Annotated in this window: 12 protein-coding genes; 10 read left to right on the forward strand and 2 right to left on the reverse strand. The window is 26.6% G+C overall.

Annotation, left to right across the window (positions count from 1 at the left end; all coding sequences use genetic code 11):
• Window positions 1-111: 111 nt before the first annotated feature.
• Window positions 112-900, forward strand: a complete 789-nt coding sequence (locus KGF39_RS11080; RefSeq protein WP_227822349.1) for an HAD family hydrolase — start codon at window positions 112-114, stop codon at window positions 898-900.
• Window positions 901-1,021: 121 nt separating this feature from the next.
• Here KGF39_RS11080 and KGF39_RS11085 read toward each other — a convergent pair whose 3' ends face one another.
• Window positions 1,022-1,492, reverse strand: coding sequence for a DUF4358 domain-containing protein (locus KGF39_RS11085; RefSeq protein WP_227822350.1), 471 nt, complete (start codon window positions 1,490-1,492; stop codon window positions 1,022-1,024).
• 138 nt (window positions 1,493-1,630) lie between these two features.
• On the opposite strand from KGF39_RS11085, the gene KGF39_RS11090 reads away from it, so the two are divergent.
• The 8 genes from KGF39_RS11090 to ptsP all read left to right on the forward strand — a co-directional run bounded on the left by KGF39_RS11090 (window position 1,631) and on the right by ptsP (window position 11,065).
• The gene (locus tag KGF39_RS11090) at window positions 1,631-2,275 is read left to right on the forward strand and encodes an undecaprenyl diphosphate synthase family protein (protein ID WP_054274748.1); all 645 of its coding nucleotides are present in this window, start codon (window positions 1,631-1,633) and stop codon (window positions 2,273-2,275) included.
• Between the two features lie 118 nt (window positions 2,276-2,393).
• Entirely contained in the window at window positions 2,394-3,218 is an 825-nt protein-coding gene (locus tag KGF39_RS11095; RefSeq protein ID WP_227822351.1) for an N-acetylmuramoyl-L-alanine amidase, read from the forward strand.
• A 260-nt stretch (window positions 3,219-3,478) separates the two neighbouring features.
• A complete protein-coding gene (locus tag KGF39_RS11100) occupies window positions 3,479-5,026 on the forward strand; it encodes a GGDEF domain-containing phosphodiesterase (protein WP_227822352.1) in 1,548 nt (515 codons plus the stop codon).
• Between the two features lie 2 nt (window positions 5,027-5,028).
• Window positions 5,029-5,427, forward strand: a complete 399-nt coding sequence (locus KGF39_RS11105; RefSeq protein WP_227822353.1) for an Rrf2 family transcriptional regulator — start codon at window positions 5,029-5,031, stop codon at window positions 5,425-5,427.
• Between the two features lie 39 nt (window positions 5,428-5,466).
• The gene (locus tag KGF39_RS11110; RefSeq protein WP_227822354.1) at window positions 5,467-7,200 is read left to right on the forward strand and encodes an Eco57I restriction-modification methylase domain-containing protein; all 1,734 of its coding nucleotides are present in this window, start codon (window positions 5,467-5,469) and stop codon (window positions 7,198-7,200) included.
• Between the two features lie 231 nt (window positions 7,201-7,431).
• Window positions 7,432-8,643 (forward strand): patatin-like phospholipase family protein, encoded by a 1,212-nt coding sequence (locus tag KGF39_RS11115; RefSeq protein ID WP_227822355.1) that lies wholly within the window; start codon window positions 7,432-7,434, stop codon window positions 8,641-8,643.
• Between the two features lie 190 nt (window positions 8,644-8,833).
• Complete coding sequence (locus tag KGF39_RS11120; RefSeq protein WP_054274743.1) at window positions 8,834-9,094, forward strand: HPr family phosphocarrier protein; 261 nt, start codon at window positions 8,834-8,836, stop codon at window positions 9,092-9,094.
• A gap of 258 nt (window positions 9,095-9,352) precedes the next feature.
• Entirely contained in the window at window positions 9,353-11,065 is a 1,713-nt protein-coding gene (gene ptsP, locus KGF39_RS11125) for a phosphoenolpyruvate--protein phosphotransferase (protein ID WP_227822356.1), read from the forward strand.
• Window positions 11,066-11,726: 661 nt separating this feature from the next.
• Here the strand turns inward: ptsP and KGF39_RS11130 are convergent.
• Complete coding sequence (locus KGF39_RS11130) at window positions 11,727-12,392, reverse strand: hypothetical protein (protein WP_227822357.1); 666 nt, start codon at window positions 12,390-12,392, stop codon at window positions 11,727-11,729.
• A gap of 339 nt (window positions 12,393-12,731) precedes the next feature.
• Between KGF39_RS11130 and KGF39_RS11135 the strand changes: the two genes are divergently transcribed.
• Complete coding sequence (locus KGF39_RS11135) at window positions 12,732-14,162, forward strand: DUF4116 domain-containing protein (protein ID WP_227822358.1); 1,431 nt, start codon at window positions 12,732-12,734, stop codon at window positions 14,160-14,162.
• Window positions 14,163-14,249: the final 87 nt, after the last annotated feature.

The raw sequence follows: 14,249 nt of genomic DNA on the forward strand, positions 1-14,249 counted from the left end.
AGGTGCAAATTGTAATTTAAAATTTTTAGTGTATAATAGGAATTGAAAATTTAAACTGATGAAAATTAATAAAAAATAATCATAAATTATATAATTTGGGGGAGGAAATATATGATAAAATTAATAGCAACAGACTTAGATGGAACTTTGTTAGATGAAAAGAGCGAAATAAATCCAGAGTTTTATAAAGTATTTAAAAAATTAAGAGAGAGAGGGATAATGTTTTCTGCCGCAAGTGGCAGGCAGTATCAAAATCTTATAAAAAAATTTGAAGACATAAAAGATGATATGATGTTTATATCAGAAAATGGAACACTAGTAGTATATAAAGGAAAAGAAATATTATCAAATCCTTTGGATAAAGAGTTAGTAAATGAAATTATAGAGACAACAAGAAGTATAAAAGGGAAAAAAATTGTAATGAGTGGTAAAAAATACGCTTATATAGAAAGTAAAGATGAAGCTTTTATAGAAGAGGTTAGTACTTACTATGCAAAGTTTAAAGTTGTAGAAGATTTGACAAAAGTAGAAGGTGATGTATTAAAGATAGCTGTATTTGACTTCAAAGGTGCAGAACATAACAATAGTATCTACTTTGAAAAATTTTCTGATAGAGCTCAAGTATGTATTTCTGGGGTAGAGTGGCTTGACCTAACTGCAAAAGGTGCGAATAAGGGTAGTGCCATAAAAGAAGTACAAAGAATGTTAGACATAAAATATGAAGAAACTATGGTATTTGGTGACCAATTGAATGATGTGGAAATGATGAAAAGTGCTTATCATAGTTATGCCATGGAAAATGCAAATGAGCATTTGAAACAGATTGCTAGATTTAGGGCGAAAAGAAATACTGAAAATGGTGTTGTAGATAAAATAAAAGAGGTAATAAAAATTGGATAGCTATCTGTTTAGATGAGAAAGATTTTATAGAACCTTCAAAAAAATATCAATGTAATTTTTGATAAATAAACTTATTTATATAAAAATTACATTGATATTTAACAAACATCAATAAAGATATTTATTTTTTTATGATACTCAATATTTTGTCTTCTATTTGAGATGCATTTTCAGTAGAAATTAAATAAACATACTTGCCTGCTTTCTCAACTATCGTATTATTTGCTATTTCAGAATTGCTTTTTTCTCCATGTCCTTCTCCAAAAGGTGCTTGTACCATGTCTTTTTTATAATTTTCTAGAGTTTTATAGATTTTATCTACATCGTTAGTTTTTATGACAATAATATCTTCTAGAGATAATTTATCAGAAGAATTAATTACAAAACCTTGAATTATGTCTTCTTCCACATCATTGAAATAGTTAAATTCCTTTGCATCAAAGTGTTTTGATTCTTTTATAAGCAAATCAGAGGATTTTAATGACTTTTCAATTCTCGATGTGGAAACATTTTTGTAATCACCACTTGAAGAACAACTAACCATTCCAAATGATAAGATTATCGAAAAAAACAATATTAAAATTTTTTTCATGATAAACCTCCAAGTTTTTTAAACTCCATCTTAAATTAGTTTACTACATAATTATATAAAAATAAATGTATATAATGTTACAGTTTTGATTAATAATGTAATATTTTGATAATAATACCTATTAAGAGGTGATTATAAATGAGAATACCAAAACATGTAGGAATTATCCCAGATGGAAACAGAAGATGGGCAAGTCAAAATGGAATGACAAAAGATAGAGGATATGAAAGTGGAATAAACCCTGGACTAGAGTCTTATAGATTATGTAGAGATTTAGGTTGTGAAGAAGTAACTTTTTATGGATTTACAACTGATAATACAAGACGTCCATCAGTGCAGACAAAAGCTTTTACAAAAGCATGTATTGATGCTGCAAATATATTAATAGATGAAGGTGCAGCTTTACTCGTTGTTGGAAATACAAAATCTCCAATGTTCCCTGAAGAATTATTACCATATACTAATAGAATTCAAGCTAAGGAAGGTCAAATAAAAGCAAATCTTCTGGTAAATTATGGATGGTATTGGGACTTAAATAATATATCAGGAGTAGAAAATGTAAATAAAAATAATATACAGGATTACATACAGTCATTTGATGTTTCTAGACTAGACTTGATAATCAGATGGGGTGGAAGAAGGAGACTAAGCGGTTTTCTTCCTGTACAATCAATTTATGCAGACTTTTATGTTATAGATAATTATTGGCCAGATTTTAAAAGTGATGATATAAGAGATGCATTTAGTTGGTATGATACACAAGATGTTACTTTAGGTGGATAAAATTTTCAGATTTAAAGTTGTAGAGTGTTTTAAATTATTGAAAAAAAAACTTCTTGATGGTAAAATAACACTAATAATATGAAAAAGTGTAAAAATTTATACCAAGAAGGGTGAAGAAATGTCAAAAGGCAAGAATAACAATAATTCGAGAAACAAATCTAAAAAGACCAGCCATCTGAATAGAAAAAAGCGAAAATTAAATAAGAAAAAGTTAACAATGTTGATTTGCTTTACAGTGTTATTTTTATTTATTGCATTTAAAGCTACTCAAGGTGTAGTAGCTTTAGTAAAAGGTATGGATAAAAGTAATAAAACTAGCCAACAACAAAATGTTGATTCAGAACAATTTGACCTTGGCAATGAAGAAGAAAATAAAAATAAAAAATATACTGTGTTTATAGACCCAGGTCATGGAGGCAATGATAAAGGGACTCAAAGCAAGACTAGTAATAGATATGAAAAAGACTTAAATTTACAGATTTCAAAAAAATTAGCAAATAAATTATCTAAACAAAAGGATATTCAAGTAGTAGTATCTAGAACTGATGACACATATGTATCATTGATGGATAGAGCTAATTTAGCAAATAATAGTTCTGCTGATGTACTTGTTTCCATTCATTTAAATGCAGAAAAAAATGGCAATACAGCAACAGGTATAGAAACTTGGTATAGGAATAAAGCTACAGATGGCTCAAAAGAACTTGCACAGATAGTACAAAGTACTATAGCATCCTATGTTAAAGTGAGGGATAGGGGTATAGTTGAAAATAACTTTGAAGTACTTAGAGAATCACGTATGCCTGCCATATTGGTAGAGTGTGGCTTTTTAACAACCCCTTCAGAGGAACGAAAAATAGTAAATGAAAAGTATCAAGAACAACTTACAGAAGGAATTGTTCAAGGTGTACTTTCATACTTAGATTCTAAAGGGAATAAGTAAGTTAACTTTATTCCATTATGTTGAAAAGATTATTTGAGTTTAGAAACTATGAAATTAGAAATTATTTTATCTATATCTAATTTCATAGTTTTTTTTGCAAAAAATCGATATTTGTGAAATTTAAGAAGATAAATTTAGTATAGTATAATGTAGTTATTTATATGTGATTTTAACTTACATTGATTTGCTATCGATTGTGCTTTATAATTAATATATAAAAACTTTAACTGTAAGATAATTTAAAAAATAGGGGAATTTATATGAATAAAAATAGTATGACAAAAATTTACAGTTTAAATAAAATAATTTTTATCATAATTGGAATTTTGGGAATCATTTTACTTACAAGACATATTGGAATAAATATTAAGGTTTTAATTTTAATGTTATTGACCTTATTTAGTATAAATGTATTTATTTCGCATCTTAAAATTAAGCTGTATGAGGATAAATTTAATTTAGAATTAATAAATAATCCAGATAAGCTTATAAATATTACTAAAGATGAAAATTTTCTAAAACATATTCAAAATTATATCATCAGCAATAAGGAAGAAAACTGTGTGATGGCTTGTTTTGATTTATGTAGACTCAAACTCATAAATGATATATATGGTTATGAGTTAGGGGATGAAGTATTAAATAATATCTCGAGTAACTTAAAAAATTATTTTGGAGAAGAAGCTATCTATGGAAAGTTAAAAAGTGATGTTTTTATATTAATAATAAAACTTGAAGATAGAGAACAGAAGATTCCTTACTTAGTGAATCTCATCAAGAATAAAATTGTGACATTAAGTCAGATTGACAGTTTTAAAATGGGCATAAATGTTGAGACATCTATTGGAATTTATAAATTTAATATTGATGAAATTGATATAAAAAAAGCTATGGATAATGCTGATATGGCAAGGATTAAATCAAAAGGACTAAAGCATATAGAATATGTAGAATTTGATACTGTCATGGAAGAGGAAGCACAATCACTTATGGAAATAGAGAGAGATTTATTCTTAGCTATTAAAAATAAAGAGTTTGTAATTCATTATCAACCAAAAGTTGATTCAAGTACAAATAAAATTATAGGCTCAGAGGCATTAATAAGATGGGTGCATCCATCTTTAGGTATGATTGGACCAAATAAATTTATACCTATAGCTGAAAGAAGTGGTCTGATAAACAATATTGGTAGATGGTTAATTCAAGAAGTTTTTGTTACTATCGATAAGTGGATTTCAGAAGGTATAAATGTACTACCAGTCTCAATAAATCTTTCTAGAGTAGAGCTATATAAAAACGATTTAGTAGATTTTTTTAAACTGATGTTTAATACATATAATGTTCCTAAAGAGCTTATAGAAGTAGAAATTACAGAGACAACGGCACTAAGAGATGTAGGATTTATAAGTGAAAGGCTTTATGAGATTAAATCTTTAGGTATAAATATATTATTAGATGATTTTGGTGTAGGTAACTCAAATTTTATTAATCTTAAGGGGATACCACTAGATGTTATAAAAATTGATAGGTCACTTATATTGGATATAGTTACAAATACAAAAACAAAGTTTATGGTAAAAGCAATTGTTAATCTTTCACATGACTTAAACTTAACTGTTATATGTGAGGGGGTAGAGGATATGAATCAGGTTAAAATTTTAAATGAAATGGGATGTAATTTCATACAAGGATATGTATTTTTTAAACCTTTAGATGAGATTAGTTATAAAAGACTTCTTGCTGACAGAAGTCATATAAATCTGGACGATATTCTTTTAGATAAATTCATGGCAGTTGAGGAGGAATAAGAATGATTTCAGAAGATGTAGATTATTCAATAAGAATTATAAGAGCTATGTTTAATAATGGAGAAAATAATTCAATAGATGCTAAAACAATATCAAAAAGTGAGGATATACCAATACTAACACTATGCAGACTGCTTAGAAAGCTTTGTGCAAATAATATTCTTACCTTTAATAAAGAAGATAACAAGAAATACATGTTAAATGTATCATTGGATACAATAAGTCTAAGAACTATTGTAGAAGCAATTGATGGGAAAATATATATAAATAAATGTACGAGATATGTATCTAATTGCAGTAATTGCTTAAAAGGTTGTAAAATAAATCATGAATTACTAGAAATAGAAAAAGAAATCTATAAACTTTTATCAAGAAAATCTATAAGACAAATACTAGAATAATAAATTTTTAGCTATGATAATAATTGGAGGTTTTCGACTATGGATGATATATCTCAAGATAATTTTCTACTATCTAAAGAGTATGAGAATAGTTTAGATGTAGACACTAAAAAAGCAAGTGGAATATATTATACTCCTAAAATCATTGTAGATTATATTGTAAAAAAGACTTTAAAAAATCATGATATAATTAAAAATCCATATCCACGAATACTCGATATTTCTTGTGGGTGTGGAAATTTTCTTTTAGAAGTATACGATATTTTATATGACTTATTTGAGGAAAATATATATGAATTAAAAAAGAAATATGATGAAAATTATTGGACTGTTGATAACATACACCGTCATATATTAAACTATTGTATATATGGTGCTGACATTGATGAAAAAGCTATAAAGATATTAAAAGATAGCTTAAGAAACAAAAAGGTAGTAAACGATTTGTATGAATCTGATATAAAGATTAATTTATTTTGTTGTGATAGCCTTAAAAAGAATTGGCGATATAAGTTTGATTACATAATTGGTAATCCACCATATATTGGTCATAAAAAACTAGAAAAGAAATATAAGAAGTTTCTTGTAGAAAAATACAGTGAAGTTTATAAAGATAAAGCTGATTTGTATTTTTGTTTTTATAAAAAGATTATAGATATCCTAAAAAAAGGAGGAACTGGTAGTGTTATAACTCCACGATATTTCTTAGAAAGTTTATCAGGCAAAGATTTAAGAGAATATATTAAATCGAATGTCAATGTTAAAGAAATAGTAGATTTTTTAGGTGCAAATATATTTAAAAATATAGGGGTATCTAGTTGCATACTTACTTTTGATAAGAAAAAATCAAAAGATACACCTATAGATGTATTTAAAATAAAAAATGAGGATATATGTATAAATAAATTTGAAACACTAGAAGAATTTCTAAATAGCAGTAAGTTCGAGCATTTTAATATAAATCAGAGTTTGCTATCTGATGAATGGATACTTGTAAATAAGGATGATGAAACTTTTTATAATAAGATACAAGAAAAATGTAAATATAGCTTGGAAGATATAGCAATAAGTTTTCAAGGAATAATCACAGGGTGTGACAAAGCATTTATCTTAAGTAAAGATGATGTAAAATTGAATCTTGTAGATGATAAATTTTTAAAGTGTTGGATAAAGAGTAAAAATATAAATAAGTATATAGTAGATAAAAGTGAATATAGGCTAATATACTCAAATGATATAGATAATGAGAATACAAATAAAAAGGTGCTAGATGAGATTATAGGGATATATAAAACAAAATTAGAAAACAGAAGAGAATGTAAAAGTGGAATAAGGAAATGGTATGAACTTCAATGGGGTAGAGAAAAGCTTTTCTTTGAAAGAAAAAAGATAATGTATCCTTATAAATCAAATGAAAATAGATTTGCTATAGATTATGACAACAATTTTTCAAGTGCAGATGTATATTCTTTTTTCATAAAAGAAGAGTATTTAGACAAATTTTCATATGAATACCTAGTTGGAATTTTAAATTCCAGAATTTATGATAAATACTTTAAAATAACTGCTAAAAAAATGAGTAAAAATATATACGATTACTATCCTAATAAGGTTATGAAGATAAGGATTTTTAGAGATAATAATTATGAAGAAATAGAGAATTTGTCAAAGCAAATAATATCAATTTTATTAGATAAGTCTATAGATAAAGAAAAAGTAGAAAGATTGCAGATAAAAATGGATAATTTAATAATGGATTCTTTAGGGATATAAGTAACTGTGAATACGAAAAAATTTACAAGATGTTAATTATTTATCTAAATTTAGAAAGAAAAAGTTAGCCATATAAAAAATATTAAAAATATATACTTTTCAATATTTTTTTGATAAAATAAAAATGAATTTGTGCAATTTTATTTTTCTCCAATAACTAAAAATAGTTTTTGAATTAATATTTGCTGAGGAATAAAAATCAGAAACGTTTTTGATATAGTAGGTGATAATATGAAAGGATTAGTTTTAGAAGGTGGAGGAACAAAAGGAGCCTACCAAATAGGAGCATATAAAGCTTTAAGAGAGCTTGGTATAGAGTTTCAAGGAGTAACTGGCACATCAATTGGTGCTTTAAATGGAGCATATATAATTCAAAATGATATCGAAGTAATGGAAGATATTTGGTTAAATTATGATTATACTCATTTTATGAACATTGATAAAGAAACTTATGAGAGATTTAAAAATGTAGATTTCACTACTAAAAATATCAATGCAGTGTTTGAACTTATAAATAAAGCTAGAAAAAATGAAGGTATAGATATAAGCCCATTAAGACAACTGATGGAAACTACATTAAATGAAGACATAATAAGAAAATCAAAAAAAGACTTTGGACTTGTTACGGTTTGGTGGGATAAAAAGATTAATCCATATCCATTGTATATTGAAGATATACCACAAGGAAGACTGATTGATTATTTAATCGCTAGTTCCAGTTTGCCTATTTTTCAAACGAATATGATGGACGATAAATTATATCTTGATGGAATGTTCTGTGATAACATGCCAATAGGACTTTTAGAAGACAAAGGTTATGAAGATGTTGTTGTAATTAGGCTGCTTGATGACTTTATTGGTAAAATGAATCTAAGTAGACACCAGAATATAAATGTAAAAACTATAATACCATCAGAGTATCTAGGAGGTTCTCTTAATAAAGATAGAGATAATGTAGAAAAAAATATTCGATTGGGTTACTTGGATACTATGAAAGCATATGAAAGATGCACTGGGATTAAGTATTATTTTGATGTAGAATATAAGTATAATGAAGAGTACTGTTTTGATAAATTTAGAAGTATGAGTAATGAAACAATACAATATATTTGTAATTTACTGAATATAAAGAGAGATGCTTCGCTTAGAACTGTTATGGAAAGTGTAATACCAAAGCTTGGTGAGGTACTTGGATTGCCAAAGAATTTTTCATATAAAGATTTATTTTACTGCATATATGAAAAAAAACTTGAAGAAAATAGTATAAACAGAATAAAATTATATGATTTTAATAAGGTTATAGATGTTGTAAATACAAATATTGATTCTAATAAAAATTTAGCTTCTAATTTTGAAATTAGACCTAAAATTAGTATTAAAAAGAACAAAAATACAAAATTATTGACAAATTGTATTATAAAAGACATAAAAAACCAAAATTAAATAAAAAACAAAAAAAATTTGTAATTATACTCGAAAAAAGTGTATATTAGTAGTATAATATTTTTGTAGCACTAGTGGGAACAAAAAATGACCATAGGACAAAAAAGTACCACTAAGTGCCATTAAAGTAAAAAATAGGAAAACAATTTTAAAAAATATAAAATGTAAAGTCTATAGGAGGATTTAAAAAATGGAAAAAATAGTTAGTATCAAAAATGCAAGTGGATTACATGCTAGACCAGCAGGAATGTTTGTTAAGAAGGCTGCTGAATTCAAATCAACAGTAGAGGTTGTAGCAAAAGACAAAACTGTAAATGCAAAATCAATAATGGGAATAATGAGTTTAGGTTTAGCTCAAGGAGAAGAATTAAAGTTAGTTGTAAATGGAGAAGATGAAGAAGTAGCTTTAGCTGCAATGGTTGAATTAGTTGAAAGTGGATTTGGAGAATAGATATAATAATTTTTTAAAATTTGATATTTATAATCTAATTATTACTTAAAGTAAAAGTAACAGAGAAGTATTAAACATATACAGACTAGCATTTGTAGATATTTAATTTCTTTGTTACTTTCATGTTTATTTAATCAGAAGATTAAGACTATTGTTAATTGGGTATGAAAATACAAGTATTTTAGAAGATGAAATAAGATATTTTTAATCATAAATTGAATGTTAAAATACAAAAGATATTTTTTAGGAGGTAGGGTTATGGCTTACAAAGGAATAGGAGCTTCTCCTGGTGTTGCTTTAGGGAAAGCGTTAGTAGTTGAGCATAGTGAATTAGTAATTGAAAAAAAATCTATAGATAATGTTGAAGCGGAAATTACTAAATTAGAAAATGCTGTTGCCGTTTCTAAAGAAGAATTAATAAAGGTTAAGGAAAAAGCGTCTGAAGAATTAGGAGCAGAAGAAGCTGAAATATTTGAAGCGCATTTATTAGTTTTAGAAGACCCAGAGTTAATTGGTTCTGCAATAGATAAAATCAAAACTGAAAGTGTAAATGCAGAATATGCTTTGAATGAAATAAAAGAGATGTTTGTTAGCATGTTTGAGTCTATGGACAATGAGTATATGAAAGAAAGAGCGGCAGATATAAAAGATGTTACAAATAGAATACTTAGACATATATTAGGAATTAAAGTTGTTGATTTATCTGCTTTAAGTGAAGAAGTTGTATTAATAGCACATGATTTAACTCCATCAGATACAGCAACTATGAATAAAAAAATGGTTTTAGGATTTTTAACTGATATAGGTGGAAGAACTTCTCATACAGCTATCATGTCTAGGACTTTAGAAATAGCTGCAATCGTTGGATTAAATGATATAACTTCAAAAGTTAAGGATGGAGATTTTGTAGTTTTCAATGGGGATACTGGTGAAGTAATCGTTAATCCAGATGAAGAGACTATAAATAAATATACTGAATTAAAAGCTAAGTATGAAGAAGAGAGAAAAGCATTACAGTTATTAAAAGGAAAACCATCTGTAACTTTAGATGGAAAGCATGTAGAATTAGCTGGTAATATAGGGACACCTAATGATATAGAAGGTCTAATAAAGAATGATGCTGAAGGTGTTGGTCTTTATAGAACAGAATTCTTATATATGGATAGAGATTCTTTCCCAACTGAAGAAATACAATATGAGGCTTACAAAGCTGTATTAGAGGGAATGGATGGAAAGCCTATAGTTATAAGAACATTGGATATAGGTGGAGATAAAGAATTAAGTTATTTAAGTATGGAACCTGAAATGAATCCATTCTTAGGTTATAGAGCAATAAGACTTTGCTTAGACAGAAAAGATATATTTAAGACTCAATTGAGAGCTTTATATAGAGCAAGTGTTCATGGAAGATTAAGAATCATGTTCCCAATGATTTCATCTTTAGAAGAATTATTACAAGCTAAAGAAGTTGTAAAAGAAGTTTTAGCAGAACTTGATTCTGAAGGTGTGACTTATGCTAAAGATGTAGAAATTGGTATGATGATAGAAGTTCCATCTGCTGCTGTAATATCTGATGTACTGGCTAAACATGTGGATTTCTTCTCTATAGGAACTAACGATTTAATTCAATATACTTGTGCAGTTGATAGAATGAATCAAAAGATAAGCTATCTTTATAATCAATTTAATCCAGCTGTTTTAAGACTTATAAAGACTGTTATAGACAATGCACATAAAGAAGGTAAATGGGCAGGTATGTGTGGAGAATCTGCTGGGGATCAAAAAATGATACCAATACTTTTAGGTATGGGATTAGACGAGTTCTCTATGTCTCCAATATCAATACTTCCTGCTAGAAAGTTAATAACTTCAGTTAAAGAATCAGATATGAAGAAATTAGCTGATGAGGTACTTAATATGGGTACTGCTGAAGAAATAAAGAAATATATTGAAACTAGTTTTAATATGTAATTATTAAATTATATCTATATAAATACTTGTTTAGGTAGATTATAAATAATAAAAATTATTTAACAAATAAGTAAAAGCCATAGTTTGTCATATATACTATGGCTTTTTTATTGTATAATTTAAGGTATTACAATATTTATGATTTGGCATTAAGAATATATTATATATCTTCCGATATCAATATTGATGTTGTGAATGAAAAAGGAGTGTAGAAAGTGTCTGGTTTTACAAAATAAATCTAGAATAAACACTGTTAAAAATTAGTATGGTATTGAAAAATAATTAAAAGTATTTAATAATAGAATTAGGGAAGAATAAGTTTATAAGTAAAAAATAAATTGATTAGTAGTTAATAAAATAAGTGTGATATCCAAATAAATCCTAAATCTGATTTGAGTTTTAATATAGATAGTCTAAAGTTTGATTATTAAAGATTTAATTGTAAGTTGTTACAGTTGATGATATTGATGTAGAGATTAAAGTTTAGAATAGAAAGTTACCTTAAATTTAAAAATGCAAGATAACCCAATCTAAAAATTATAATCACTCAATAGGTTTATGGATTTATTTGTTTATTATAAATAAGTGGGAGTAGATTTTTCTACTCCCACTTTGTATACTATTATTAATTTAATGAGTAATATGATTTAAAGTTATAATACTAGTTAAGATTTCTCGCCTTACTAGTAAATAATTCTTTAATAGCGTTGTTTCTAGAAGCTAAATCATTACTAGAATTATTTGTTTTTTTCATAATTACTGAATAACGTTTTTTATTTATGAAAAATATTAAAATCTTATCATCATCAAAATTGTATTCTTTATATCTATCAATAGACTCATAACCTAAATTTAGAATGTTTTTATCTTTTATACTATTTACATCTAAAATATATGATGGGTCAGCCTTTAGTAATATATTAATCAAACATTTTTCTTCACCAGCACAGAATAACTCCATCTTATTTGATATAGACTTAGATTGTTCTGAAGTTATTTTTGCAGGAATAAGATTGTTGTTATCATCTCTTAAAAGATAACCATGTGTGTCTTGTTGATATACTAAATTAACTTTCTTCTTAGGAACACTAACCATTTTATCTAAATGTACATAATGATGATTTTCAACAAAACCTTCGTTTAATATTTCAACAAAATTGTCAATTTTACCTAGGCAAAAAGATTCTATAGATTCTTTACAGAATTTATTTGTAAATGGTATTATGTTTACGTTTTCTCTATCTGTATTCCATGCTATAGCATAATCCAACGAATATACTTCTTCCTCTATATCTGCAAAATTATATTGTACTATCTTTCCTTTCAAAATTACTCGACCTCCATCTTATAATATATTTAATATACTTTATAAAACTTATATTATATTTAAATAATATCATAAATTAAATGAATATGATATAGTAAATAAGGTAAAATTTGAAAAAAATCACTATAAATGGGTAGTAAATATAAATAGTGTACACTAATGGGATGAAAAATGTCCACTATTAACTTTATTACCCCACATATGTAAGATGAAATTATTAATATAAAATATAATCTGTCAACAATGAATAGACTTTTAAAGAAACTTAATATAAAATTAAATAAATACTTAAAAATGATTTACTTTAATGGTAGAATCATACTAGAGGAGGTTAATTTTATGGATATAAAGAATAAAATTAAATCTATATTTTTACCAGAAAAAAATAACTATTTAAATGATGAAGAATTCGAATATGATATAGAAAATAATGAGGAGAATTCAAAGGAAGATAATAAAGTGCATTTAAATGACTTAAGCAGAGTAAAGTATGATTACAGAGAATTAAAAGACATAGAAAATCAAACAGAAGAAATGTGTCTACTAGCAGTAAAACAGGATGGTACTATAATTGAGTTTGTAAATGATAAGACTTATAGAGTGTGTATGGAAGCAGTTAAACAAACATATAAAGCTCTTAAGTATATAACAAATCAAGATGAGAATATTTGTATAGAAGCAGTCAAACAGAACTATAGAGCTTTGTATTACATACATGATAAGACAGAAAATGTATTAATTGAGGCTATAAAAAATGCATCAACTCACGATATCATGGAAGTTTTTAAATTTGTAGAAGGGCAGACAGAAGATGTATGTCTAGCAGTTATAGAAAGGGCATCCAAAAATGATGTTGCAGAGATACTGAAAGGAATAAAAGAACAAACTCCAGCTATATGTTTAGAAGCTGTAAAAAAAGACGGGAAGTCTTTAGCTTATGTCAAAGAACAAAGTAATAGTATATGTTTAGAGGCTGTAAAGGAAAACTATAGTGCACTACCTTGTGTAAAAGAACAGACAAAAGAAATATGTATAGAAGCAGTAAAACAGAATGACTTTGCATTGTATTATGTAAAAGAGCAGACAGAAAAAATTTGCATAGAAGCAGTAAGAAGAAGTTATATGGCTCTACAGTATGTAAATAATCAGACAGAAGAGGTTTGCTTGGAAGCAGTAAGAAATGATGGAAGAGCATTACAGTATGTAAAAGAGCAAACAGAAGAAATTTGTTTGGAGTCAGTTAGACAAAATGGAAAAGTATTGCAATATGTAAAAAAACAGACTGAAGATATGTGTATAGAGGCAGTAAAAGGTTCATTTGAGGAACTTGAAATAAAGGAAATCTTAAGCTATGTAAAGGTACCAACAGAAAGAATCTTTGTGGAAGCAGTAAAGCAAAATGGAAAAATTCTTAAATATATAGAAAATCAGACAGAATTAATATGTTTAGAGGCAGTAGGAGAAAATTATAATGCTTTACAATATGTAAAGGAACAAACAGAACAGGTTTGTCTAGAAGCAGTTAATCAAAGTTATGAAGCTCTTAAATATGTGAAAGAGCAAACAGAAGAAGTTTGTTTAAAATCAGTAAGACAAGATTATAGAATGTTGAAATATGTAAATAATCAAACAGAAAAAATATGTTTAGAAGCAGTAAAGCAAAATTATAGAGCTTTAGAATTTGTTGATAATCAAACGGAAAAAGTTTGCTTAGAAGCAGTAAAGCAAAATAGAAAAGCACTACAATATGTAAAACAAAAACAAAGTTAAAAAAGTTAAAATATATAGAACAATATATGAAAATTGATATTTTGTAATAATGAGGGTAATGTAAAATAATTTGTGCTTCAAGGTTAA

This window comes from Clostridioides sp. ZZV14-6345, assembly GCF_020657775.1.
Taxonomy (GTDB): Bacteria; Bacillota; Clostridia; order Peptostreptococcales; family Peptostreptococcaceae; genus Clostridioides; species Clostridioides difficile_D.

Coding starts and splice junctions, on each gene's coding strand:
- KGF39_RS11080 (WP_227822349.1), top strand. CDS start 112: ATGATAAAATTAATAGCAACAGACTTAGATGGAACTTTGTTAGATGAA.
- KGF39_RS11085 (WP_227822350.1), bottom strand. CDS start 1,492: ATGAAAAAAATTTTAATATTGTTTTTTTCGATAATCTTATCATTTGGA.
- KGF39_RS11090 (WP_054274748.1), top strand. CDS start 1,631: ATGAGAATACCAAAACATGTAGGAATTATCCCAGATGGAAACAGAAGA.
- KGF39_RS11095 (WP_227822351.1), top strand. CDS start 2,394: ATGTCAAAAGGCAAGAATAACAATAATTCGAGAAACAAATCTAAAAAG.
- KGF39_RS11100 (WP_227822352.1), top strand. CDS start 3,479: ATGAATAAAAATAGTATGACAAAAATTTACAGTTTAAATAAAATAATT.
- KGF39_RS11105 (WP_227822353.1), top strand. CDS start 5,029: ATGATTTCAGAAGATGTAGATTATTCAATAAGAATTATAAGAGCTATG.
- KGF39_RS11110 (WP_227822354.1), top strand. CDS start 5,467: ATGGATGATATATCTCAAGATAATTTTCTACTATCTAAAGAGTATGAG.
- KGF39_RS11115 (WP_227822355.1), top strand. CDS start 7,432: ATGAAAGGATTAGTTTTAGAAGGTGGAGGAACAAAAGGAGCCTACCAA.
- KGF39_RS11120 (WP_054274743.1), top strand. CDS start 8,834: ATGGAAAAAATAGTTAGTATCAAAAATGCAAGTGGATTACATGCTAGA.
- ptsP (WP_227822356.1), top strand. CDS start 9,353: ATGGCTTACAAAGGAATAGGAGCTTCTCCTGGTGTTGCTTTAGGGAAA.
- KGF39_RS11135 (WP_227822358.1), top strand. CDS start 12,732: ATGGATATAAAGAATAAAATTAAATCTATATTTTTACCAGAAAAAAAT.